This is a genomic window from Trichocoleus sp. ST-U1 (assembly GCF_039961835.1).
GTDB lineage: Bacteria > Cyanobacteriota > Cyanobacteriia > Cyanobacteriales > FACHB-T130 > FACHB-T130.
Genome location: NZ_JAMPJZ010000077.1, coordinates 1 through 24704 on the forward strand (window position 1 = coordinate 1; position 24704 = coordinate 24704).

The following is a 24704-nucleotide window of genomic DNA, read 5'->3' on the forward strand; positions in this document are numbered from 1 at the left end:
AACAAGTCTTTGAGCCGCTCCCATTGGTCATCGCGCAGGGCATACCGTCGTGTCATTGCTCAGCCTTTTCTTCTCTCTCTTGCTCTAGCTTATCTAATTGATGACACGCCCTAAGGTTTTTGTTGAAAAAATCATTTTAGATGAATCAATTCTCCCTCCTTTTAAAGTATACAAAATCATCCACGCATCAAATTAGCTATCTATTGAAACTCCGAACAAAGCCAACAAGCAACTAAAACTTAGCACAATTGTTTTCGGTTTTCTTTCTTCTCTTGTTCTAGCTTTTACATGGGAATGCTTTTGCATTCAGCGCAGCGGCACAGGCACAGTCGATTGTCTCTGCGACCGATGGCACTGGCATCCATATTATACAGAAGGGCGATGTCTTAAAAGACGATTTCCGGTTCACTTCGACATCACTAGCGGAACTCTTTCAGGCGAAAAGGCGAATCTCTTCCATAGCTTCAGCCAATTCGGTTTTAGCCAGAACCAAATTGCCAACATTCTCTCTAATCCGTCTATTTATCTTTTGACTAACACAACTTAAACTTCTCCATCTAAATTCCTGTTGTTGTACTCTTTGAGCGCAAATCCCTTTTTTTAATAGGTCATCTATTCAGGAAAACACGGTAATGATAAACTATTTTATAGGAGCTATCCATCCCACATTTTGTATTACAATCTACGTTTCCCTAGAAGTTTAGGGTGTATTTTCCCTAGGGCAAGTTGTAGATCGCGTATACTGTAGGCAAGCGCTACCTTTGAGTTTAAAAACTGTGAGCCAGCCTGGTCATTTTCTCTGGGTGACTGGTACGATTTTCCTTTTATGGTTAAATAATTCTAGCTGCACCTTAGCACAAATTATTCCGGATGCTACGCTGCCAAATAATACCATTGCTATCCCCGAAGGCAACGCCATCCGAATTGAGGGCGGCACGCAAGTAGGCGGCAATCTATTTCATAGCTTTACAGAATTTTCCATTCCTATAAATACTGAAGCTTTCTTCAACAACGCCGTAGAGACTCAAAACATCTTCAGTCGCGTTACAGGTAGCAATCTTTCTCATATTGATGGATTGATTCAAGCGAACGGCACAGCTAATTTGTTTTTTATCAATCCCAACGGCATTACTTTTGGTCCAAATGCCAAACTTAATATAGGTGGTTCCTTTCTCGCTTCGACTGCTAACAGCATTCGATTTAGCAATGGAACTGAGTTTAGCGCTACTAAGCCTAGCGCCCCCCCATTGCTAACGATAAATGTTCCGATAGGCTTACAATTTAACGATTCAAACGCAGGAGTTATTCGCGTTCAAGGATCGGGACACAATTTCAGGTTCGGACAGACAGGTGGACTAGAGCCGAATACGAAAACCGAGGGTCTAGCGGTGCAACCTGGGAAAACTTTAGCTTTAGTCGGGGGAGAAATTGCCTTAGAGGGCGGTAATTTAAAGGCTGAGTCGGGAGCAATTGAGCTTTGGTCAGTTACTCGTGGCTCATTGCCAATGCAAGTCAGCAGCGAACAAATCAACTTCAACAATGAACAACAACTTGCAGAATTAGGAAGTATTAATTTATCGGGTGCTGCTTCAGTGGATAGCAGCGGCGCACAGGGAGGTTCGTTTCAGATACAAAGCCGAAATCTGAAACTAGAACAAGGTTCGCTCATCGTATCCCTCACAGAAGGATCTCAACCGGGGAGAAGCGCCACCATCAATGTTTTGGATACTGTAGAACTGATTGGTAGAACAGCCGATGGCAGAATCGGTAGCGGCTTTTTTGTTCAGACGAATGGTGAGGGAAAAGGCGGCAATTTAACAATTACAACAGATAGGTTGCTACTAAGAGATGGAGCATCCATTGGTATGGGGACTAACGCTTCAGGGAATTCTGGTACCTTACGAGTGCAAGCGAGGAATGTTCTCTTGGGCGGTCTTTCAGCAAATGGATCGCGTCTGACGGGTATTTTTTCTAATCCTACTTTTGCCTCAACTGGAGTTGGCGGTGATGTCATTATTGATGCTAAACAACTATCTCTTGAAAATGGAGCGGTGATCTCTGTGTCTACCTTTGGCGCAGGTCAAAGTGGCAACATAACAGTTCGAGCTAATGACGTACAAATACGAGGAACTTCTGCAACTGGGGGAATTGGTAGCGGTTTTTATGCTAGGACTAGCTTAAGCAATATTGCGAGTTCTCCACCGCCGTTGACGGGAAATTCGGGTAACGTAACAGTAATTGCTAACAGATTGAGCTTTCGGGAGCGGGCAACAATTAATGTTGCTAATTTTGGGAAAGGCAATGCTGGTAATATTAATATTCGCGCTGCCATAGTTGAGCTAGATAATAACTCGATTATTAGAGCGACTCAGCGACAGGCGGAACAGGGAAATATTACGATTGAATCTCAAGATTTGCGATTGTGGCGCAACAGCCTAATTACGACTGATGCCAGTAACATCATCCTGTTTGATACGGGTCAGACAATTGCAAATAATGATATCAGTACCAATGGTGGCAACATCATTATTAATACAAAAACGTTAGTCGCGTTAGAAAATAGCGATATTACTGCCAATGCTCAACAAAGCTTTGGGGGTCAAGTAAGAATCAATGCTAGCGGCATCTTTAAAACTTCAAATAGCGATATCACCGCCACTTCTAGTCGAGGAACTCAGTTCAGTGGGATTGTCCAAATTAATACTGCTGATGTGAACCCTTCTTCTGGCTTAGTTGCACTACCAGAAAATTTTACTGACATTAGCAAACAAATTTCCCAAGGTTGTTTGGCTTCTAGGGGGAATAGTTTTGTTGTCACTGGACGCGGCGGCTTGCCAGCAGATCCCAATGAAACTTTGTTAGGAAGTACAGTATGGCGGGATTTGCGCCTCCCTAGGGGTAATACCTCCTTACCTGTGTCCGTTTCCAAGACTGCCTCTGCACGTACTCCAATGGTGGAGGCAACTGGATGGGTAAAAAATTCTAATGGTGAGGTAGAGTTGGTTTCCAAATCTATCAATGGTGTGGCTCAAAGTTCCTGGGATGAAATTGCTAGTTGCAGTGTTTCTAAGTAATATAACAATCTTCAATTATTCATGGAATCTTCCGTCTCTTTTCTTTAGTGTCCTTTGCGGTTTATTAAATTTTAAAACTAACTTTAGATTGCTAGAGAATTATTGCAAAAGAATTTTTATCTTTTGAACCGCAGATAAAAACAGAGAAATATGAATAACCCTTTAATTTTGCAAAAACTTTTATGCTAAAAATAAGGTGGCTTATAAAAAGTATTCATTATCGGATTTTGCTAAGCTTGTTGACACTTTTTTTGGTGACAGCATTTTTACCGGCACTAGCGCAGACTAATCTTAAATTTTCTTATTTTGATTCACAATTGGTATCAATTGTTAAAAATATTCCGGATTCTGATGCTCCTTCAGAATCTAAACAGAATGATGCCTTTGTACTAGAACAAGGCAGAACCCTGTATGAAGCAGGACGATTTGATGAAGCGCTCGCATTCTGGCAACAAGCGCTCGAAAACCTTGAGGCGCAGGGCAATCGCCTCCACGCTGCCCTCGTTTTAAGCTATCTATCGAACGCTTATCAAGAATTGGGTCAATGGGAGCAAGCGAAAAACGCGATCGCTCAAAGTCTCAATTTATTGCAAACCCAACCCGATGCAGCCACTCTTGCCCAAGTTTTGAATACTCAAGGAAGTCTCCAGCTAGCAATGGGGCAAACTGAAGCGGCTTTAGATACATGGAAACAAGCTGAAAAAGCTTACGCTTCAGCAGGCGACGACGTTGGGAAATTAGGCAGTTTGATAAACCAAGCTCAAGCTTTGCAAGCATTAGGACTCTACCGACAAGCTAAAACAAACTTAGAACAATTAAATACTCAGTTGCAAAACTTGCCAGATTCCTCGCTTAAAGTATCAGGATTGCGAAGTCTGGGAGTTACCTTACAAGTAGTCGGAGATTTAACTCAGTCCCAGCAGGTTTTAGAACAAAGTTTGTCACTCGCCCAAAGGCTAAACTTTCCCTTAGAGATTAATGCCAGTTTATTTAGTTTGGGAAATACTCTTAGAGCTTTACAAAAACCGAGAGAAGCGCTGGAAATCTACCGAAAGATAGTAGAGAGTTCTCCCAATTTTTTAGTTTTAGAAGTCCAACTGAACCGATTAAGCCTTTTAGTAGAAACTGGACAACCAGCCGCAGCCCAAGCATTATTACCCCAAATCCAGTCTCAATTGGAGAGTATCTTACCTAGTCGCGCTGCTGTTTACAGTCGAGTGAACTTGGCTAGAACTCTCATAAAATTGGGAAATCGGGGAGAGCGATCGCAGATTGTCAATTCTCAAGAGATTGCTCAGATATTAGCAAAAGCTGTCGAACAAGCGCGAATGCTTAAAGACTCGCGTGCTGAATCTTACGCGCTGGGTCAACTCGGATACCTGTACGAAAAAACGCAGCAATGGAAACCCGCGGAGGATCTGACTAGACAAGCACTCGCGATCGCGCAAGAAATTAATGCTTTTAGTATTGTGGCTCGTTGGGAAGGACAACTCGGCAAACTTCTCAAACAGCAAGGCGATATTCCGAATGCGATCGCGGCTTACACCAAAGCTGTTAATACCTTACAATCCCTCCGCAGCGACTTGATCGCGCTGAATCCCGACGTTCAACTTTCCTTCCGCGAAAACGTCGAACCCATTTATCGTGAGTTAGTAGAGTTACTGTTAGAATCTAATCCCAGCCAAACCAATATTAAACAAGCTCGCGAAGTCATTGAAGCGCTACATCTAGCAGAATTAGATAACTTTTTTCGAGAAGCTTGTTTAGATGTTCAACCCCAGCAAATCGATCAACTCGATCCTCAAGCAGCAGTCATCTACCCCATTATTTTGTCAAATCGTTTAGAGGTAATCTTATCTTTACCCGGAAAACCTCTCAGCCATTACTCGACTAGGCTAGTGAAAAATGATATTGAAGAAACGCTGGAGCAGTTATTAGAATCTCTTAATCCATTTTTTTCAAGTGAAGCTCGTTTGCGTCTGTCTCAGCAAGTTTATCGCTGGTTAATCCAACCTGTTGAAACAGAATTAACCAAAAGTAATATCGCCACTTTAGTATTTGTGCTAGACGGTTCGTTGCGAAGTTTACCAATGGCAGCGCTGTACGACGGTAAACAATATCTCATTGAAAAATACAATATAGTAGTAGCTCCGGGTTTACAGTTGGTTGCACCACGAGTGGGAAGTGCGTCGTTAAGCCAGTTACTTGCCCAAAAGCGAAACAAAATTTTAGCAGGCGGAATTACCGAAGCTCGACAAGGTTTTCCAGCATTGCCAGGAGTAGGAGCTGAAGTCAGCCAAATCGCGTCTGAAGTTCCTTCCAAAGTATTTATAAATGAGGATTTTACCGAAGTAAACTTACAAAACTATCTGAATAAAAATTCTTTTACGGTTGTTCATTTAGCTACTCACGGGCAGTTTAGCTCTAGCTCAGATTCTACCTTTATTCTGACGTGGAATGGTAGGATAAATGTCAAAGAATTCGAGAATTTATTACGTTCTAGAGATCCGAGTACTTTTAATCCGATTGAACTATTAGTTCTGAGTGCTTGCCAAACTGCAACTGGTGATAAGCGAGCGGTATTAGGATTAGCAGGAGTAGCCGTGCGGTCTGGCGCACGCAGTACTTTAGCAACTCTCTGGTCAGTGCAAGATGAATCCACTTCTAAGCTTATGGGCGAATTTTATCAGCAACTCTTACAAGGAGAAAGCAAAGTTAAAGCCCTTCGTCAGGCACAGATATCTCTGCTAAAACAGCCAAAATATGCTCATCCTTTTTACTGGTCATCTTTTATTTTAGTAGGAAGTTGGCTTTGAATAGGTAGGAGTTTTCAGTCCACTTACTTCGCAATTTTTGGAGGTTCTGTTTCTAGGAGGCTAACAGAGAGTTACCCCCAGGTAACATAGCAATCGCAAAACGGTTCGGATAAGATGATTCCTTAAACAGCAATAGATTAAAAAGCCTCGATAGCCCTTGTTCCTAGGCGGCGAAAATTATTGCATATTTCTACTAATTGAACCGTATTGATGGCAATCCTATTGGAGTTATGAGCTAGCGGTTCAGATTCCGAACTTCTTAACCAAGTCGGGAATCTCGCATTCACGAACCCTTTATCTGCCTATTTTTAGCCTTAACTTTCGATAGAAACTCTAAAAGTCCATAAACATGATTACTGTTCGCTGGGGAACTTCTTACAACAACCAAGTATTTCTACTGAAGAAATCTACGTGTTATTACAGTAATAATTAGGTGTAAATTCAGTACAATATTTCTTTTGAGGTAAGAAAATGGTACAGCACAAATCTTTTACCACTCAAACGCTAGTTGCATTTTTTTTATCACTAGGACTGATTATTGCTCCTAGCTTTTTGACTAAAGCGATCGCCCAATCCGAGTCGGTTAACCAATCTCAAACTCTAGCGGGTACTTCGATAGGTCGCGTAACCTTTGAACCTCCAGGACGTGGACAACCAGATGACACCGCAGGAGGTGCATCTCGTGGTGATGAATGTCCTCAAGCAGTAATCGCTACAGGCGAGTGCGTGACTCCGCTGGTGCCAATAGCTACAAGCAAGTTGACAGTAGCAGAGCATCCAACATTCTTAGTTTATGTACCTCCAACTTCTGCTAAGGAAATATTTTTTGGATTAGTAGACGAAAATAACAATTTTCATTACCAAGCAAAAATTCCGATTTCGAGTCAAGAAGGCATTCTTAGTTTCAAACTTCCAGATAATGCGCCACCTCTAGAAATTGACAAGAAGTATCGGTGGACTTTTATCATCATTGGCGAACAAGGACTCAGACCCGGTAGTCCTGGGGTACAAGGAGAAATTCGACGAGTTAAACTCACTTCCGAGGTAATGAGCCAGCTTCAGAATCAACCTCTACTAGAGCGTGCTGCTCTGTATGGAAAACACGGGATTTGGTTCGATACCGTAGCAAGTTTAGCTGAAGCTAGACGCTTAGAGCCGAGTGAAGCAACTTTGGCTTCAACATGGCAGGAATTGTTAAACTCAATTGGACTACAAGCGATCGCTACCAAGCCACTTTTAAACTAGGCTATGGGAAAATCTAAGGTTTTGAGGATTTAAGAGTAGGGCAGAAAAGGATTGAATTAGTTCAGCAAATATACGTAGGACGGAAAGCAGGCGAGTTGAGTCGGATGCTGCCTAATTAAATTCAAGCATCAATCAATTGCCAAAATCGATAAGGGAAATAGGGAAAGAAGAAGCATTTTCCTTTTCCCCTTCCCCTTATTTTTGATGCTCATAAATTAATGGTACAAAAACTTAAAAACCAAGTTCGGCAATGGCGCGGGCTACTGATTACAGCTCCGATTGTGGCTTGCACAGTCATCGCTACAAGTTCTTTAGGCGTACTGCAAATATTTGACTTGGCGATATTGGATCAATTTTTTCGCTGGCGACCTCGTGAACCAATCGATCCCCGTATTGTAATTATTACTATTGATGAATCAGATATTGAAAAGGTGGGACGATGGCCTATTTCTGATGCTCTGTTAGCTGAAGCGGTCGCAAAACTGAAAGTTCAGCAACCCAGAGCCATTGGCTTGGATATTTATCGAGATTTGCCAGTCCCTCCTGGTCATCAAGCACTGGTGAAAGTATTTGAATCTACGCCTAATCTAGTGGGTGTCGAAAAAGCGGTAGGAAATCCGGTTGCTCCACCCCCAGCGTTGAATCGTCTGAACCAAGTGGGACTCGCGGATTTGGTGTTAGATGCAGATGGCAAAGTCCGTCGAGGGTTGTTGTCTATTAGAACATCTGATGGTAAAACCCATCTGAGCTTAGGCGCAAAGCTGGCTTTAATGTATCTGGAAAAAGAAAAGATTAGCCTCCAGAGCATTGGTGCTAATAAATTGCGATTAGGGAACGCTGTATTTACCCCATTTACGGGAAATGAAGGCGGTTACGTTCGTGCCAATTCTGGTGGGTACCAGATTTTGTTGAACTACCGGGGGATGTTAGAAAATTTCTCCACGGTATCGATGACGGATGTTCTAGAGAACCGCATCCCGCCCAATCTTTTACGCGATCGCATTGTCTTAATCGGCGCAATCGGCTCTAGCTTCAATGACCTTTCCTTCACCCCTTATAGTAGTAGTCTCTTTGCGACTCCCAAACGATTACCGGGCGTCGTCATTCATGCCAATTTAATCAGTCAAATTTTGAGTGGTGCTTTAGAGGGTCGTCCTTTGATCCAGGTTTGGTCTCAACCAAAAGAAGCCTTATGGATTTTGGTCTGGTGTTTCATTGGCGGTGGAGTGAGTTGGACGTTACTTCGCTTCAACCCCTTGAAACAGAATGTTGCCGCCAGATGGATCGTCTCTGGGGTTAGCATTTGCCTAATCGGGGGAATTCTGACGGGTGGCAGTTACCTCGCTTTTTTAGCCAGCTGGTGGCTCCCTGTCGTTGCCCCGCTAATCGGCATGACTGGCTCTGCGGTTGCGCTGATCGCTTATCGCAGTCTGGAAGACCAGCACATAGCAAACCTGGAGCGCAAACAAGCAGAAGCCGCGCTGCGGGAAAGCGAAGCGAAGTTTCGCCATCTCGCGGAAAATGTACCGGGCGTAATTTTCCGGTACATCCTCCATCCAAACGGCAGCCATGAGTTTACTTACATGAGTTCTGGCGCTCGTGATATCTATGGATATGAACCAGAAGCGATCGTCCAAAATCCTCAGATTGCCTGGGATGCGGTGCATCCCGATGACCTGCTTTTGCTAAATGAAACCATCCTAGTTTCTGCTAGAGACTTGCAGCCTTGGTACTGGGAAGGTCGCATTACCTCGCTTTCTGGTGACTTGAAATGGGTGCAAGCCACTTCCCGCCCGGAACAGCAAGCCAATGGTGACATTATTTGGGATGGCTTGCTCGTTGACATCACCTGGCGCAAGCAAGCAGAACATCTGCTTGCCGACTACAACCGTACTTTAGAAAGCCAAGTACAAGAGCGCACTGCTAAACTAGCCCAAACCAATGCCCAGCTAGAGCAGGAGATTGCCGAACGAAAGCAGGTAGAAGCAGCCTTGCATCAGAATGAAGAACGAATGCAGGCGCTTTTGAGCGCGATTCCCGATGCAATGTTCCGGCACCGGATAGACGGCACTTATTTAGACGTAAAAGCAGGCGAAGAAGCCTTTCAGATGCTGCCTGAAGCTTTAATTGGCAGAAACTTATGGGATTTACCGTTGCCCGAACAGGTTAAAAATGACCTGCTAGAGTATTTTCGGGTAGCAGTTGAAACCGGAGAGCGACAAACCTACGAACACGAGGTGGAAAAACCCGATGGCATTCACAACTACGAGACACGCATCGTCAAAAGTGGTGCTGATGAAGTGGTTTGTATCGTGCGAGATATCACAGAACGCCAACGTTTCACGGCTGCTTTAGAGGAAAGCGAAGAACGCTATCGTTCAGTCGTGACAACAATGGCAGAAGGCATTGTTTTGCAGGATGCCAACGGTGTTATCCATACCTGTAATGCCAGTGCTAACAGAATTCTCGGCTTGTCTCGCGAGCAAATGATGGGGCGAACTTCCCTCGATCCCAGCTGGCGAGCCATTCGTGAAGATGGTTCGCCCTTCCCAGGAGAGGCACACCCAGCAATGGTGACGCTACGAACTGGCGAACCTTGCTCTGATGTAGTAATGGGAGTTTACAAGCCAGATGGTAGCTTAACCTGGATTTCTATTAACGCCCAACCTCTATTTCGGGCTGGCGAATCTCTGCCGTATGCAGTGGTATCTTCATTCGCGAATATTACGGCTCGCAAACAGGCAGAACTGGCATTAAAAGAAAGCGAAGCCCGTTTTCATGGGTTCATGGATAACAGTCCGGCGGCTTCTTGGATCACGGATGAAAATGGGCGAATTGTTTTCTCTAGCAAAACCTACCGCCAGATACTCCAAATCCCAGAAGGCTATGTAGTTGGAAAAACTGTTACAGAGCTTTATAGTGATGAATTCGCGCAACAGTATCTGGAAAACATTCGGAAAGTCATCCAAACGAATCAGTCAGTAGAGGCGATCGAACAAGCTCCCAGAACGGACGGCACAATCGGGGATTTTCTGGTATACAAGTTTCCGCTGGCGAACCTCTCTGGAGAACGCCTTGTTGGAGGTGTGGCGATTGACATCACCGAGCGCAAACGGGCAGAGCAAGCGCTCAAAGAGAGCAACGAACGTTTTCAGCTAGCGGCATCGGCAATTAAAGGATATGTTTACGACTGGGATCTGAAGCAGAATATTGTTCTGCGGACGCAGGGACTCTATGAAACGAGTGGATACCGTCCCGAAGAAGCTGGACTCACAGGTCAGTGGTGGGTTGATCGCGTCCATCCGGAGGATTTGCCGCAGGTTTCGCGAACGTTTTCCCAGGCGATCGCTCATCAAAATGAGTATATGCTTGAATATCGGTTCCGTCACCGAGAAGATCGCTACACTCACATGGTCGATTATGGGGTGGTTGTGCGAGGCGCAGACGGACAGGCACTTCGAGTTGTCGGTCATGCTATCGATATTAGCGATCGCAAACGAATAGAAGAAGCTTTACGGGAGAACGAAGCTCGCTTGCGAAGCCTTGCCGATAACCTTCCCGGTGCGGTTTTCACCTACACTTACTGTGCTGACGGCAGACATTTTCTAGACTACATCAGTGAAGGGTGTGGCGAACTTTTAGGGATTTCCGCTCACGAGGCGATGGAAAATTTCTCTGCCATATTAGCTCGATATCACTCAGAAGACCTCCCTGGTTATAACGCCGCTTTAAAAATCAGCCTCAACAATTTAATGCCTTTCTATTATGAGTGGCGCTATCTCCACCCAGATGGTGCCATTCGTTGGCTAGCTGCCAGTTCTCGCCCGGAATCCCAAGCTGATGGCAGCATAATTTGGCGGGGGGTACTTCTAGATATTAGCGATCGCAAAATTGCTGAAGAAGCTCTTCGGCAGCAACAAGAATTCCTGCGAAAGGTAATTGATAATGACCCCAACACCATTTTTGTAAAAGACTGGGAAGGACGCTTTGTGCTGCTTAACAAAGCTGCTGCCAAGCTCTACAACACGACTGTCGAAGAACTGGTGGGTAAACGGGATGTAGACTTCCATCCATTCTTAGAGGATGTTAAGCATTTCCTCCAAGAAACCCGCTCTATCATTGAAACGGGTCAAGCCTTATTTATTCCCGAAGAAAAAGTGACAGGCGCAAATAACCAAGATAAGTGGTTTCAGTGGCAAAAGATTCCTCTGCATCCACCTGCAAGTGATAAAATCTGCGTTTTAGGAATCGGAGTCGATATTACCACTCGTAAAATAGTAGAAGCTGAACTTGAACGAGCCAAAGAAGCTGCTGAGGCTGCTAACCGCGCCAAAAGCATCTTTCTCGCCAACATGAGTCACGAACTCCGAACCCCCCTCAATGCCATTTTAGGCTTTTCCCACCTCATGAGTCGTGCCCCCAATCTTTCAACAGAACAGCAAGAAAATCTCACGATCATTCGTCGCAGTGGAGAACATCTGCTGACACTGATTAACCAAGTCCTTGACCTGTCCAAAATTGAAGCTGGACGCATGACGCTGAGTGAAAATAACTTCGACCTTTACAGCTTGCTAAATGATGTCGAAGCGATGTTTTCTTTGAAAGCTACAGAAAAGAACTTAAACCTAAAATTTGATTGTGGTGTTGATGTTCCCCGATACCTCCGCACAGATGAAGTAAAGTTGCGTCAAGTGTTGATTAACCTACTAAGTAACGCCGTTAAATTTACCGATTCCGGAACAGTCTTAGTTAAAGTGAAATTAGGAACAACAAATTCCGAATTTCCTTCTTTTTCTACCCTTTCCTCAATTATTTTTGAAGTTTCCGATACGGGCGCCGGTATTGCTTCCGAAGAACTTGACAAAGTATTCAAACCTTTCGAGCAAACAGCCGCTGGTCAACAAGTACAAGAAGGAACTGGTTTAGGATTGACAATTAGCCGTCAATTTATCCATTTAATGGGAGGTGAAATCACCCTCATTAGTGGTGGCAAAGTTTTCACTCCTGGAACCCCCATCAGGGAATTTAGTGACGATACAAGTGCTTTATTTGCAAAGGGAACAACGTTTAAATTTAACATTCAAGCAAATATTATCGCTGCCAGCGAGATTGCAATCCCCCTCCAAAACCGCCGCGTTATTGCACTCGCGCCCCAGCAACCTCGCTATCAAATACTAATCGCAGATGATAGCGATTTTAATCGCCAACTGCTGCTTAAGCTCCTCCAGCCTCTTGGCTTTGAATTACTAGAAGCCTCTAATGGCAAAGAAGCATTAGAAATCTGGGAACGTAGTTCACCTCATCTAATTTGGATGGATATACGAATGCCGATAATGGATGGCTATGAAGCCACTAAACAGATTAGAAAGCGAGAGAATCAGAAACCTTCAGTTCAAAAGACATTAGCCAATTCTCGTACTGCGATTATTGCCCTGACTGCCAGCGCCTTAAATGAAGATAAAGCATCTGTTATTGAAGCTGGCTGTGATGATTTTATACGCAAACCTTTTCGAGAAGAAGATATTTTTAATGCTATCCATAAGCATTTGGATGTCTCTTTTACTTATGAGGAAATGGCTGCTACATCTGAGAAAAAAATACTGGAACTGCCAGTCTTAAATACTGCCGACTTGGCTGATTTACCTAAAAATTGGTTAGAAGATTTATATCAGGCTCTTGTTGAGGGAGATTTAGAAATTATCGCTACACTAATTGAGGAATTGCATCCCAAAAATGATGTGTTATCAAAAAGTTTAATGACATTAGTTAATCAATACCAATTTGAGCAATTGTTGATATTGATTCAATCTGTGAAAGACTTATAATCCAATGGAAGTATCTATCGCTAGACCTAATATCCTAGTAGTTGATGATAATCCTGCAAATTTAAAACTTCTCCTCCACATCTTATCTGAAAAGTCTTACAAAGTGCGAGTTGCACCTGGCGGCCAACTCGCACTCAACGCTTGCAATTCAAATCCTCCTGATTTGATTTTGCTTGATATCAATATGCCAGAAATGAATGGACATGAAGTTTGCCAACGTCTAAAAGCTTCTGAAAAAACTCGCGACATTCCAGTTATTTTTATTAGTGCTTTAGATGATACAAATAACATAGTAAACGCCTTTACAGTTGGTGGGATTGACTATATCACAAAACCTTTTAAACGCTTAGAAGTATTAGCCAGAATCGAGAATCAGCTACGCATTCGAGAGCTAAAAATGCAACTGATAGAGCAAAATAAGTTATTGCAAGAACACCTAGATTCACGGCGAAAAGCAGAAGTTGAACTTCGTCTTTTACTCGCAACGACTCAAGCGATTAGTCGCAAAAATAATGTGCCTTCCGTGTTACAAGCTGTACTGCGCTTAGTTGGGATAACAATTCAATGGGATTATGGTGAAGCTTGGTTGCCCACCGAAGATAATAATATTTTAGAATGCAGTCAAAATTGGTATTCTAGCCACGCTAGTTTCTGGGATTTTAAAAAACAAAATAGAACCGTTACCTTGGCTTCTAATCTAGGGTTACCAGGTAAAATATTTGTTTCTAAAAAACCAGAATGGGTAGAAAAGATTCTAAATTCCGGAGATTTGCCGATTTTAGGCGAGGAAATAGGAAATGCTAGCTTAGCATCTGCTTTTGGAGTTCCCATTATACTAAACGAACGAGTATTAGCTATTCTGGTTTTCTATAAAAAAGGTTCGGTTCCGATTAATTTACATACCATTAATTTAGTAACCGCAGTAGCTACACAATTAAGTCCTTTAATCTATCACAAGCAAACTGAAGAAATTCTCAGAATTACTCAAGAACGCTATCACAGTATTGTTGAAAATGCAGTAGAAGGAATTTATCAAACAACACCTTGCGGGCGTTATTTGAGCGCTAACTTAGCACTGGCGAAAATTTATGGGTATGAATCTCCAGAAGAATTAATAAACAGTAGTCAAAATGTTGAAGAACAACTTTATGTTAACTCGAATCGACGGCGTGAATTTATAGAAGAAATGAATTCTAATCATGCTGTCAGGGGATTTGAGTCTCAAGTTTATCGCCGAGATGGGACAATTATTTGGATTTCTGAAAACGCGCGTTCAGTCTGCGATTCAAAAGAAAAACTTCTCTATTATGAGGGGACGGTTTCTGATATCACAGAGCGAAAATTGGCTCAAAAGCAAACAGAAAAACTTTTATTAAATATATTACCTAAACCAATTGCTGAGCGGTTACAACAAAAGCAGCAAGTTATTGCCGATAGTTTTTCTGATGTTAGTGTTTTATTTGCTGATTTAGTAGGGTTTACTAACTTTGCATCCACAAAAACTCCAACTGAACTTGTAGAAATTCTCAATCAAATTTTTATTGAATTTGACTTATTGTCTAATCGACATGAATTAGAAAAAATAAAAACAATTGGAGATGCATATATGGTAGTAGGAGGACTACCAATACCGAGAGCGGATCATGCCTCATCAATTGCCAAAATAGCGTTGGATATGCAAAGTTTTATTGCTAGATTCAATACCCAAATTAATGAAAAGTTCAGTCTTCGTATAGGAATTAATATTGGGCCTGTAGTTGCTGGAGTAATTGGTTTAACAAAATTCAGCTATGACTTATGGGGAGATACCGTGAATGTGGCTTCCCGGATGGAGTCAAGTGGGATTCCTGGTCAAACTCAGGTAACGGCTGCCGTTTACGAACGCTTAAAAGAACAGTTCCTTTTCCAAGAACGAGGGACTATTTCAATAAAAGGGAAGGGGGAGATGATGACTTATCTGCTGATTGGTCAAAAATAACGATAAAAACACTTTATGGATCAGGGTCAAGATTTAAAATTAAAAGAGAAAATACTGGTAGTAGACGATACTCCAGCAAATGTTAGTTTGTTAACTAAAATTTTGTCAAATCATGGATATAAAGTGCGTGTTGCTCTGAGTGGTAAGCTAGCGCTGCAATCAGTTCAGGCAAGCCCTGCCGATTTGATTTTGCTCGATATCAAAATGCCGGATATGGATGGGTATGAAGTTTGCCGACAGTTGAAAGCCTCAGAGCAAACCTGTAGTATCCCAGTTATTTTCATCAGTGCTTTAGATGCAACCTTTGATAAGGTGAATGCTTTTACATTAGGGGCAGTAGATTACGTCACCAAACCGATTGAGCCGATTGAGGTTTTAGTACGAATTGAACATCAATTACGGCTGCGGCGGTTTCAGTTACAGATGCAAACTCAGAATACACAATTACAACTTTTACTGACTACAACTCAAGCAATTAGTTCTGCTGCTGATGTAGAAGAAGCATTAGAAGTCATTTTAATCAATCTTTGTCAAAATCTCGGTTGGGATATTGGGGAAGTATGGATGCCTTCCTCGAAGAGGACTGTACTTGAATATTGTCGATGTTGGTACGAGGATATCCGTTTTGATGAATTTCGACGCCAGAGTGAGGCGTTTCGTTTTTCTCTTGGGGAGGGATTGCCAGGACGAGTGTGGCTGTCCCAACAAGTGGAATGGATCGCAGACATAACGCAGGAGAACTCGACCCTTTTTCTGCGGAGTCAAATTGCCAAGCAAGCGGGACTTAAAGGAGTCTTAGGAATTCCAATCGCCTTCGACCATCAAGTGCTGGCAGTTTTGATATTTTTTCATGAGCAGGAAATCACGCCGGATGAGCGATCGCTCCAACTCGTCAATGCAGTCGCGACCCAATTAGGCTCAATGATTCAGCGCAAGAAAGCGGAGGAAGTGTTGCGACAACAAGCAGCACGGGAACGGCTAATTGCTGAAGTTACTCAACAAATTCGCCAATCGCTGAATTTAGACGAGATTCTGGATGCGACAGTCAACAGCATTCGACAGTGTTTGCTTTCGGATCGGGTAGCTATCTACCAGTTCGCCGCTAACAATAACGGCACCTTTGTAGCAGAATCAGTTGGTAAAAACTACCCTCACATGTTAGGACAGACTGTGAATCCATCCTGGATTCAAGAAGGTTTTAGCACTTTTTTTCAGGGATTCCCAATCGTTTTGGACAATATTGAAAAGTTTAATTTTACAGGTGATGGGATTGAGTTTTTCCAACGCTATCAGGTCAAAGCTGTTGTAGCAATGCCGGTTTTGAAAGAAGAACGTCTGTGGGGGTTACTGATTGCTCACCAGTGTGCTGCTCCTCGTGACTGGCAGCCATTTGAAGTGGATTTGTTGTCTCAGTTGGCAAATCAGGTAGCGATCGCAATTCATCAATCCCAACTCTACCAATATGTGCAGTCTGCCAATCGGGAACTCCGGCAACTCGCTAACCTAGACGGCTTAACTCAAATTGCGAATCGTCGCCGATTTGATGAGTGTCTGAATACTGACTGGAAGCGACTAAGACGGGAACAAGCACCGCTGTCTTTGATTTTGTTAGATGTGGATTTTTTCAAACGCTACAACGATGCTTACGGTCATCTGGCAGGGGATGATTGTTTGCGACAGGTAGCTGGTGCGATTAAAAGTGTTGTCCGGCGTCCCGCGGATTTAGTGGCGCGATATGGTGGAGAAGAATTTGCCGTAATTCTTCCCAACACTGATATTGAAGGAGCGGTTTTCGTAGCAGAGGCGATTCGACAGGCAGTTAGTAACTTGGCGCTTCCCCACAGTCAGTCTAAAGTGTGCGGCTATGTAACCGTCAGTTTAGGCGTGGCGAGTAGTGTACCCAATTTAGAACTGTTGCCGCAACATCTAATTAATGCGGCTGATGCGGCACTTTATGCAGCCAAAAAAGAGGGGCGCGATCGCGTAGCGCGAGTGTAAGCACTCGGTTTTTCCTTTCTTTGTATGCAACTCCTGACTCAAAATCTCTAGAGAAGATGTCAGCGAAAACAATTGTTCTGAGAGACTTTTTCTAGCTCGACGAGTAATTCTTCCTCAAGGGGTGCGATCGCTAACAGAGGATGTTTCAAGTCTCCCCATTTCTTGCCAGCTCGCATTCCATACAGGGTGAGAATTTCCGGGATTTGTCTTGAGACCAGCACCCGCGCTGGAGCCAGCTGTCCTAAAAGTCGAGCTTGGCGGTAGTGGTGCGATCGCATCAAAGCATCATCTAATCGTTGAGCGATCGCATCGGGTGACTCTTTGGCAGTGTCGAGCAAAAGAATATAACGATCCACTGGCTTTCTGACAGGTACCAAACTCTTGAAAAACGTTTTTTCTAGCGCCAAATCCTCAATGACAGAACGCACGAATTCAGAATGCAGCTTCTCACCCACGAGATCGCTTGTTGCTTGATTTCTCCCCAAAAATTCCAGACACGGCGTTCCTTGATAAAAGTGGCTGACGCGCACGCGATCGCCAATTCGGTAGCGGTACAATCCCCCTTTCTGAGAAATAATTATCTCGTAGTCAATCCCCGCCACAATCTCGTGAAGTCGGTGGATTTTCCCCTCTCCATCCTCAAACTCAAAGAACACCTGATCGAGCATCGGGACGCATCCCTTTGCCTCAATTAGGGGAATTGTCATCGGTGCTTCGGTGGCGAGGAGTCCTTTTCCCTGCACCATGACACCCGGAAACAGCGATCGCAAAAATCCTGCACCATCCGCAGCATTCGCGCTATCCCAGCAGGAAATAAGCTTCAATTCTTGCCAAACCAGCTTCCACGGAATCTCTGGCTCTAAGAGGAGTTTAGAGCGCTTTGCTGACATTTTGTTTTTGAGTTCTTTCCACAGTCGTACTCGATGCGTCTGGATGTAGTCGAGTTGTACGCGAAGGAAACTTGGACTCCAGATTGAGATAACTTCCAGATTTTCTTCGAGTAGAAGCGCGTGGGCAAGTTTCTCCTTGAATTCCTCTGCATTGCGAAGGCGATTCAATCCGGGAGGAGAAACCAGAAAAGGACGAAGAAATAACATTAACCATTCGTCCAGATACTCCGAATCATCCTCCAATCCAACGGGAATGCTATTTGGACTTGCCGTGTCAAGTCGGGGAGAGATGCAGAAGTATATCTTACCCGTAGAAAACCCTGGGCCATGCTGAATCAGGTCATGCGCCCAAACACAGAACATCTGGTTAAAGGTAGCTCGAAGAGATTTGGTGTAAGGAATGGATTTTGCCGAGCCACTACTTCCGGAAGTCTTTTCGTAAAAGAGAATCGATTCTGGTGTCAAGATTGGCTGCTGGGTTGTTTTTTGCCGCTCGATCCACTCTTTGAGATCGTCGTAGTTAACAATCGGAATGCGATGCCAATCTGCAACCGATCGGATACCTAAAAATTTGCCATATTCACTCTTGGCAAGATTGTCTACAATTTCCTCTTGAACGGATTGCTGGGTTCTTTGGGGATTTTCTAGTGCTTGCAAGAAGCCCTTGGCGTAGGGGGAAAGAAGTTGTCCGAAAAGCTTGACAATAGGGCGCATCATATCAAATTTGTTTGGAGGATTAATTTGGAACCTCACCCCCAGCCCCTCTCCGTCAACGGAGAGGGGAGCCGGAAGCGGGGTATTAGCTGTCTTCGGTTGAAGATTATTTGAATTTTTTGTTGGGATAAATGTGGGTAGCAACCGGAACGTAGGTTCCTTCCTCAACTACAACTCCAGGGCCAATGTGATTCCAGGCTCCTAGGAAGACGTTGCTGCCGATTTTCACCTTCTTGACATACAGCATCAAGTCCTGTTTTCTGGGTTTAATGATGTGGGGGTAGATGCCTACTCCGTGACCGAAAACTGCGCGATCGCCTACCTCAATCAGTCCGCGATCGGCAATTTCTAACTGTGGCGTCCAGTAAACGCTTTTACCAATCTTGGCTCCCCACAGTCTCAGCCATAGAGAAAAAGCACCGGGAATCAGGCGTAGCAGAGTTTCCAGCGCTGGAAACGCAATGTAGATAACTTGGATTTGGTGACTTCCCCACCAGGGTGAATACTCTTTGCTGCCTAGATAGCTGATCCCTTCCTTGACTGGGTAAAAACGCTCGTGGAGGCGATACACCAACAGGGGAAACCCGTACAGAGAAAGGAAAAGAGCCGAGATGCTGAAGATTCCTGGAAAGAAGCAGATCCCTAGAAAAGACGCGATCGCAATCAGGATAACTAAGGCGGGAAAACAGGAGAGGATTGTGCCGAGGAAAGTCATAGTGAAATTAAAAATGCTTGCATTAAAAATGAAGAACTCAATCTTTTAATTTTTAATTGCTAATTCTTCCAAGGCCACAGTAGCTTCTGAGTTAAGGTGAGGTTGATTTTGACCCCCAAAGAATCCGGCACGCGATCGCTTTTGTAATACGTTCTGTGCATCCAATCCCAAAGCTTAAAGTTGGCTCCGTAATTGCCACAAACTGAACTACTCGCATGGTGCCAAGCATGATCTTGAGGTAGTATCAGCAAAGTCGATAACCAGCGATATAGCCAAGAGTTTGGTATGGGAGTTATGGCGCTGTGACGCCATAAGTCTAAAGCTGAGCTAAGACTGACACCGGCGATGTACCAAGTGGGATCTTGCAGCAGATAAATAAATAGAGCGTGAACCCATAAGTAGACGATCAAAAAGCTCGTCCACAGGGTATTTCTGGAGGTGGACAAGACATTCATTTCCGTGCTGGTATGATGAACCATGTGGAGAGGCCAGAGCCACCGACTATGTAGCAGGCGATGGTTCCAGTAGTAGATGTAATCCACAAACACGAAGCTCAGCAAGAATGCCGCGACTGGAGGCAGAGCAAGCAAGGCGCGATCGCTGGGTAGAAGATAGTGGTACAGATGGTAAACTACTGTGAGCTGAAGAATTGGGATGAGAACACCCTGAAAAAACAGACCAACAGCATCTAAAATCCAGTCCTCATAGGTTCTCATTCGCAAGGCGGTAAAACTGCGCTGATTCGCCACAGTCAGCGTCATTAAGACCGCAAAAGTAAAGAATACTCCCATCGCTAATCACTCAATTTAGGGAATGTTGCCTGATATTGAATCGTCATCATTTGGAAGCTCATCCCCAACCTCTCTCCGTTAACGGAGAGGGTGCCAGAGTGTGGGGAGAGGTTTGTCTATTCCTGGGTCATTTCCCTCGTGAACAAAGGGAAATTAGGATTTCTTTCTCCCCGTTAACGGGGAGGGTTGGGGTAGGGTTACAAAACCCGCCTCATTTCCCTCGCTAAGGAGGGGAAGTACAATTTCTCCCTCCTCGTTAACGGGGAGGGTTGGGGTGGGGTTCCGGATTCCCAGTGATTGATAAGCATTGATAGACTCCCACCGATTAAACCCAAAAGGTTACTTGAACAGACTTATCCAAGAGAGTTCTAGGATCTTCTCCTGCTTCAATCTTGCTCCGAATCGATTCAACTAGGACGTGGATTGTGTCAGCTGGCGTATTGGCAAACTGGGTGCCGTACTTTTCGATTACCTCTTGCTGAATACCAAGCGCTTCCACATCCTGACGGATAATATATTGGGCAGTCCAGCGAACAAACGGACGCGCAATCTTGTTCCAAATGCCGTAGTTAAAAGTTACGTCTGTATAAACGAGAGTTGAATCCTCCGCTTCCGGAATCGACTGGCTGGTAATAAACAGCCTTCTTTTCGGTGCCATATCATATTCCACGCTGGTAACGTTTGGCATATGGAAGCTATCCGTGTGCCGAATCTCGTAACCTTTGCGATTCAGAAAGCGCGTGTACCAACCGAGGTTAGTCGTTTCGTTGCGGTATTCTGCGAAAACTGAGCCATCTCGCCTCTCTACCGTCATTTCCAGCTTTTGCTTGCGAGAAGTGCGGAATACGCCAGGGTGAACCGAGGCGGTGTGAGGAATATCGATAAAATTTTCCGCACAGTTGGTAACGTTGTTCCGAAAACGGTTAATAACCCGTACCGTCTCCCATCCAGGCTTTCCGTAGTAAGGCATTTGAAAAGGCTCAAACTCCTCACTCGGCTTTTGTGCCAGCCTCACATAGACGTATCCATCCTGCTCTCTAGTGTCGTAATGCTGAGTGCGACGAGCATGAGTCACCTTAAAATCTTCTCCCTCTGCGGGGACAGCGACTACCTTCCCAGTTTTGTCGTAAACCCAGCCGTGGTAGGGACATTGGAGCATTCCCTGACAGACTTTTCCTTTAGAGAGACGGCTGTTTCTGTGCATACAGCGATCGCGCAATGCCACTGGTTTTCCGTCATCTCCTCGAAAAACTGCCAGCCATTCCCCCAAAACCGTGCGTTCCAGCACAGTATTCGGCTTCAGATGTTCGCTGAGTGCCACAACATACCAGAAATCTTCAAATTTCACTAATCCTCCGCAATAAATTAAAAACTAACAATAAGAAATAGAAGATTTTTTGGCTTCATTCTTTATTATCAAAAGCAAAGATTTCAAGGTCACTGCTGAGATCCAACTGACAAGCCAACCTTACTTGATTATTTCCTGGCGCTAGAGTTTCCAACACCTCCTTTTCATCTTCACTTGGAGCAGGAATCTTCCCTTTTATAACTACAAGGCACGTCCCACAAATCCCGGTACGACATCCAAAGAGTACCGGAGAATTTTGCACCGTCAGATGCTCCGAAAGATTAGAGTGCTTCTCCAAGGTTAGGGGAGAATAATCTGTTCCTGGAAAGCGGATGATACAGCATTGCTCATTCATATTTAATTCAAAATTTGGAATTAAAGCTTAATTTCCTAACAATAAAAATAATAACTAACCTCTTCTTTCTCTTCTTCTTCCTTCGCGTACTTCGCGTCCTTGGCGGTTCGCAAACAAAATGTTGTTGTAGCTAACAAAGTTACTATATTTAAAATCGTTTATTTTGTAATATTAAAATCTTTAGACCATAGAGAAACTTTAAGTTGATTCACATAATGCATATACTTAACCAATGGCGTATCAATACTCAGAAGTGCGTTGGGATTATAACGAATATTGTCATAAATTTGCCCATCTTCCCCTTTCAAGGCATAGTATGCTAGACGTGTGAATAAGAGTAATAGTTGCGTCACCAACCGCCCAAACATTCCTTTTCTTTTCTCTGCTAAATAAATCGGTTGAATGCGGGTTCTTCCAGGCGCAACTGGAGTATAGGCATAGATCATGTGCAGTGAAGGAAAAAGCCGAACATTCTTCATCATCGTCAAAAGTCCGATGCAGCCATCGGCATATCTCATAGAATATTCATAAGTATCGCCGACAATTTTTCGTCCCAGCCGTTCTCTACGAGTCGTTTTAGGAAACTCCCCTCGAAGGGTAAAATCTATCACATTGCCAGATGGATTCTGTCGCAATGATAGATTCATATTGATGTCTACTTTGTGAACAGTTTGTAAATGTTGAGCATCAATTCCATTCATCATACAAATGTGATGATGACAACCCCGCTCAAATGCTTTGTCGTGTACTGTTACAATTGATTTGCCTTTAAGTTCATCAAATTCTGCCACACCTTCTGGTGCTTTTGAATCTGGATACACCCAAATCAAACCGTATTTTTCATCAGTAGCATAAGATTGAAGGCAAGCTTTTTCAGGAATCGCCGATTGGCAGGGGATATCTTGACACTTTCCTTCTCCATCAAATGCCCAATGATGGAAAAAACAACGAATCGAATTTCCATCAACCCGCCCAATTCCTAAATCGGTTCCCAGGTGAGGACAATAGGCATCTAAAGCACGAACTTTTCCATCTTGTCCGCGAAAGACAACAATTTTTTGTCCGCATATTTCCAAGGATTTTGCCTTGCCTGGATGAAGTTCTCGGCTAGGGCAAGCAATATACCAGCCTTTAGCAACAACATCCCAATTGTTAAATATTTTCATTTTCAAAAGGGGTTGCGTGTTTAGATTTTGAGACTCGTCCATATGAAAAAGTAGGAAATATGCACGGTTATTTGTCAAGTCGGTAATGGGTAAAATTTTTCCTAAGCCCAATTACCAATTACCAATTACCAATTACCAATTACCAATTGCCTTCTTTTGAGTAGCGAGGTACTGGGGAATAGAATTAGCAGCCATGATGGACATCTCCCGGTTACTTGCCCAAGCGTAGTCAACTTTTTCGAGGTAAACTTTGTAGGAATCCATCGCTTCTGTACGGGTTTTGTAGCTGAGGTGCAGCCCTTCAGATTCCTCTGTGAAGCACAATCGCATCATTTCTTTGGCTTCTGGGTCGCTCATTCCAAAAATAGGCGATCGCAATACCTCGTAAATCGCCGAATAGAGGGCGGGGTCGTACCAAAAGATACCGTTAATCGCGACTGAAAAATGATAGTGATCTCTCTGACAGCCGCGTATCCCCAAGTTTGCCACTAACTTCTCGAAAGCAGTTGGCGGCTTAAGACACTTCACCACGTCATGGGAAAGAATCGTAGAGCTGTTAAAGTGAAAGCTCTCATCCATGAAGTGATAAAAGGAAATTTTCGAGGGAATGGGAGCGTTTTCTGAGTTGGGATGTTTTTGGTAGTAGTTGCTGAGCTTATGCTGCACCAGCTTACCATTTAACGTCCGGATACCCCGAACGGTGAAGTATTGGCAAGCGAGGAAAGTATTGCCTGCTGACAGCATTCCAAAGCTTTGCAACTGGAGCTTTTTCCACCACGTCTTGAGAGCGTTGGTGTCAGCAAAAATCATTGTCTCTGCAAACGGCCCCCGCATAGGATAGCTGAAAACGCGCTTGCCAAAAAGCTGTGCTTCCACCTTGCTAGAGATTTTTCTGAAGGCGCTGATATGTGCCCTTTCCTGAGCAGATTCTAAGTCGAGCGTATCGCAAACTAGGCGAAAGTCTTCTTGAGCGTAAAGTCCGGCGGCGCTAGTCTGATTAAAATAAATCGTGGCGATTTCTGCGGAAACGATCTGCGAATAGTAAGCCACCCAATAAAGTTGGTTTAAGATTATCCTTTGGCTTACGCTCGCTTGTTCCCACAGTGGAGTTCCGTATAGTAAGGAATATTCTTCCGGGTTCCAATACTCATCTTTGCAGTCTTCATATCGGAAAGAGGCTGCGGCTTCGTCGAGGAGTTGGGTATGATCCTGCTGTTTATTGCGCGTGTGGTTGATCTGAAGCTTGCGGTAGACTTTCTGATTTTCTAGAAGGGTATTCCCTTTGGGTTCGTTAATCTGAAGTTGCTGATAAACCTTTGGGTTTTCTAGAAGCGTGTTGTCTTTGGGTTCGTTTAGTGTTTCATTCATACGCATTTTTTTGCGGGTAAAGGCTGGAACGCCCCCCGATCCTCTAGTTCTTGAACGATAATTCCCGCCTCTTCTCCTCGCATCAGGGAACGCAGGAGATTGAGACGGATTCCGCTATGAGTCTCTGTGTCGAGTTCCTGGAAAATCCTCAGCTTCTGCTGGCAGGACAAATGACCCTTAACTTGCTCAATGGCGGCGACGACACTCTGAGGCCCTACCCGAACCATCTGCAAAAATAGGGCTAGAGTTTCGATGATGGTGGCTCGGCTTGTTTGGGAGACAGACATCTGGTTGAACAGAGTGACTCCGGTGCCGTGGTGACGGCTCTCGTCTTGCAAAAATCCCTCGAATATCCCAGCTAGCTGAGGATTTACACAGTCTTTGGCGAGACTTCTGTAATGGCTCAAACCCCACCCCTCCA

13 protein-coding genes and 1 pseudogene are annotated in these 24704 nt (G+C 44.1%); 6 read left to right on the forward strand and 8 right to left on the reverse strand.

The annotated features are described in order from the left end of the window. Positions 1-776: 776 nt before the first annotated feature. The 6 genes from NDA06_RS21245 to NDA06_RS21270 all read left to right on the forward strand — a co-directional run bounded on the left by NDA06_RS21245 (position 777) and on the right by NDA06_RS21270 (position 16936). On the forward strand, positions 777-3074 hold the full coding sequence (locus NDA06_RS21245) for a filamentous hemagglutinin N-terminal domain-containing protein (protein WP_190984527.1): 2298 nt from the start codon (positions 777-779) through the stop codon (positions 3072-3074). Between the two features lie 317 nt (positions 3075-3391). Further along, a complete protein-coding gene (locus tag NDA06_RS21250) occupies positions 3392-5890 on the forward strand; it encodes a CHAT domain-containing protein (protein WP_347276984.1) in 2499 nt (832 codons plus the stop codon). Positions 5891-6361: 471 nt separating this feature from the next. Beyond that, positions 6362-7135 (forward strand): DUF928 domain-containing protein, encoded by a 774-nt coding sequence (locus tag NDA06_RS21255; RefSeq protein WP_190984529.1) that lies wholly within the window; start codon positions 6362-6364, stop codon positions 7133-7135. Positions 7136-7353: 218 nt separating this feature from the next. Beyond that, a complete protein-coding gene (locus NDA06_RS21260; protein WP_190984530.1) occupies positions 7354-12960 on the forward strand; it encodes a PAS domain S-box protein in 5607 nt (1868 codons plus the stop codon). Between the two features lie 4 nt (positions 12961-12964). Beyond that, the gene (locus NDA06_RS21265; protein ID WP_190984531.1) at positions 12965-14938 is read left to right on the forward strand and encodes an adenylate/guanylate cyclase domain-containing protein; all 1974 of its coding nucleotides are present in this window, start codon (positions 12965-12967) and stop codon (positions 14936-14938) included. 15 nt (positions 14939-14953) lie between these two features. Beyond that, positions 14954-16936: a diguanylate cyclase gene (locus NDA06_RS21270; protein ID WP_190984532.1), complete on the forward strand. Its 1983-nt coding sequence runs from the start codon at positions 14954-14956 to the stop codon at positions 16934-16936. Between the two features lie 59 nt (positions 16937-16995). Here NDA06_RS21270 and NDA06_RS21275 read toward each other — a convergent pair whose 3' ends face one another. From NDA06_RS21275 to NDA06_RS21310, 8 genes and pseudogenes are all read right to left on the reverse strand, one after another. Continuing rightward, entirely contained in the window at positions 16996-18540 is a 1545-nt protein-coding gene (locus NDA06_RS21275; RefSeq protein WP_190984581.1) for a GH3 auxin-responsive promoter family protein, read from the reverse strand. Between the two features lie 106 nt (positions 18541-18646). Beyond that, positions 18647-19255 (reverse strand): acyl transferase, encoded by a 609-nt coding sequence (locus NDA06_RS21280; protein ID WP_190413385.1) that lies wholly within the window; start codon positions 19253-19255, stop codon positions 18647-18649. Between the two features lie 59 nt (positions 19256-19314). Then, positions 19315-20046 carry a sterol desaturase family protein gene (locus tag NDA06_RS21285; protein ID WP_190984533.1) on the reverse strand — a complete coding sequence of 244 codons (732 nt, stop codon included), beginning with the start codon at positions 20044-20046 and terminating at the stop codon, positions 19315-19317. Positions 20047-20371: 325 nt separating this feature from the next. Then, the gene (locus tag NDA06_RS21290; protein WP_190984534.1) at positions 20372-21394 is read right to left on the reverse strand and encodes a Rieske 2Fe-2S domain-containing protein; all 1023 of its coding nucleotides are present in this window, start codon (positions 21392-21394) and stop codon (positions 20372-20374) included. Between the two features lie 55 nt (positions 21395-21449). Then, positions 21450-21749 carry a 2Fe-2S iron-sulfur cluster-binding protein gene (locus NDA06_RS21295; RefSeq protein ID WP_190435637.1) on the reverse strand — a complete coding sequence of 100 codons (300 nt, stop codon included), beginning with the start codon at positions 21747-21749 and terminating at the stop codon, positions 21450-21452. Between the two features lie 158 nt (positions 21750-21907). Continuing rightward, entirely contained in the window at positions 21908-22915 is a 1008-nt protein-coding gene (locus NDA06_RS21300) for an aromatic ring-hydroxylating dioxygenase subunit alpha (protein WP_190984535.1), read from the reverse strand. 132 nt (positions 22916-23047) lie between these two features. Continuing rightward, the gene (locus NDA06_RS21305) at positions 23048-24283 is read right to left on the reverse strand and encodes a P-aminobenzoate N-oxygenase AurF (protein ID WP_199323946.1); all 1236 of its coding nucleotides are present in this window, start codon (positions 24281-24283) and stop codon (positions 23048-23050) included. Continuing rightward, a pseudogene (locus tag NDA06_RS21310) lies at positions 24280-24704 on the reverse strand (ferritin-like domain-containing protein); the annotation flags it as partial. The gene NDA06_RS21305 and the pseudogene NDA06_RS21310, both read right to left, overlap by 4 nt.

What these genes read in the sequence shown, in the direction of transcription:
- NDA06_RS21255 (WP_190984529.1), top strand. Translation starts at nt 6,362, where the DNA reads ATGGTACAGCACAAATCTTTTACCACTCAAACGCTAGTTGCATTTTTT.
- NDA06_RS21260 (WP_190984530.1), top strand. Translation starts at nt 7,354, where the DNA reads ATGGTACAAAAACTTAAAAACCAAGTTCGGCAATGGCGCGGGCTACTG.
- NDA06_RS21265 (WP_190984531.1), top strand. Translation starts at nt 12,965, where the DNA reads ATGGAAGTATCTATCGCTAGACCTAATATCCTAGTAGTTGATGATAAT.
- NDA06_RS21270 (WP_190984532.1), top strand. Translation starts at nt 14,954, where the DNA reads ATGGATCAGGGTCAAGATTTAAAATTAAAAGAGAAAATACTGGTAGTA.
- NDA06_RS21275 (WP_190984581.1), bottom strand. Translation starts at nt 18,540, where the DNA reads ATGCGCCCTATTGTCAAGCTTTTCGGACAACTTCTTTCCCCCTACGCC.
- NDA06_RS21280 (WP_190413385.1), bottom strand. Translation starts at nt 19,255, where the DNA reads ATGACTTTCCTCGGCACAATCCTCTCCTGTTTTCCCGCCTTAGTTATC.
- NDA06_RS21285 (WP_190984533.1), bottom strand. Translation starts at nt 20,046, where the DNA reads ATGGGAGTATTCTTTACTTTTGCGGTCTTAATGACGCTGACTGTGGCG.
- NDA06_RS21295 (WP_190435637.1), bottom strand. Translation starts at nt 21,749, where the DNA reads ATGAATGAGCAATGCTGTATCATCCGCTTTCCAGGAACAGATTATTCT.
- NDA06_RS21300 (WP_190984535.1), bottom strand. Translation starts at nt 22,915, where the DNA reads ATGAAAATATTTAACAATTGGGATGTTGTTGCTAAAGGCTGGTATATT.
- NDA06_RS21305 (WP_199323946.1), bottom strand. Translation starts at nt 24,283, where the DNA reads ATGAATGAAACACTAAACGAACCCAAAGACAACACGCTTCTAGAAAAC.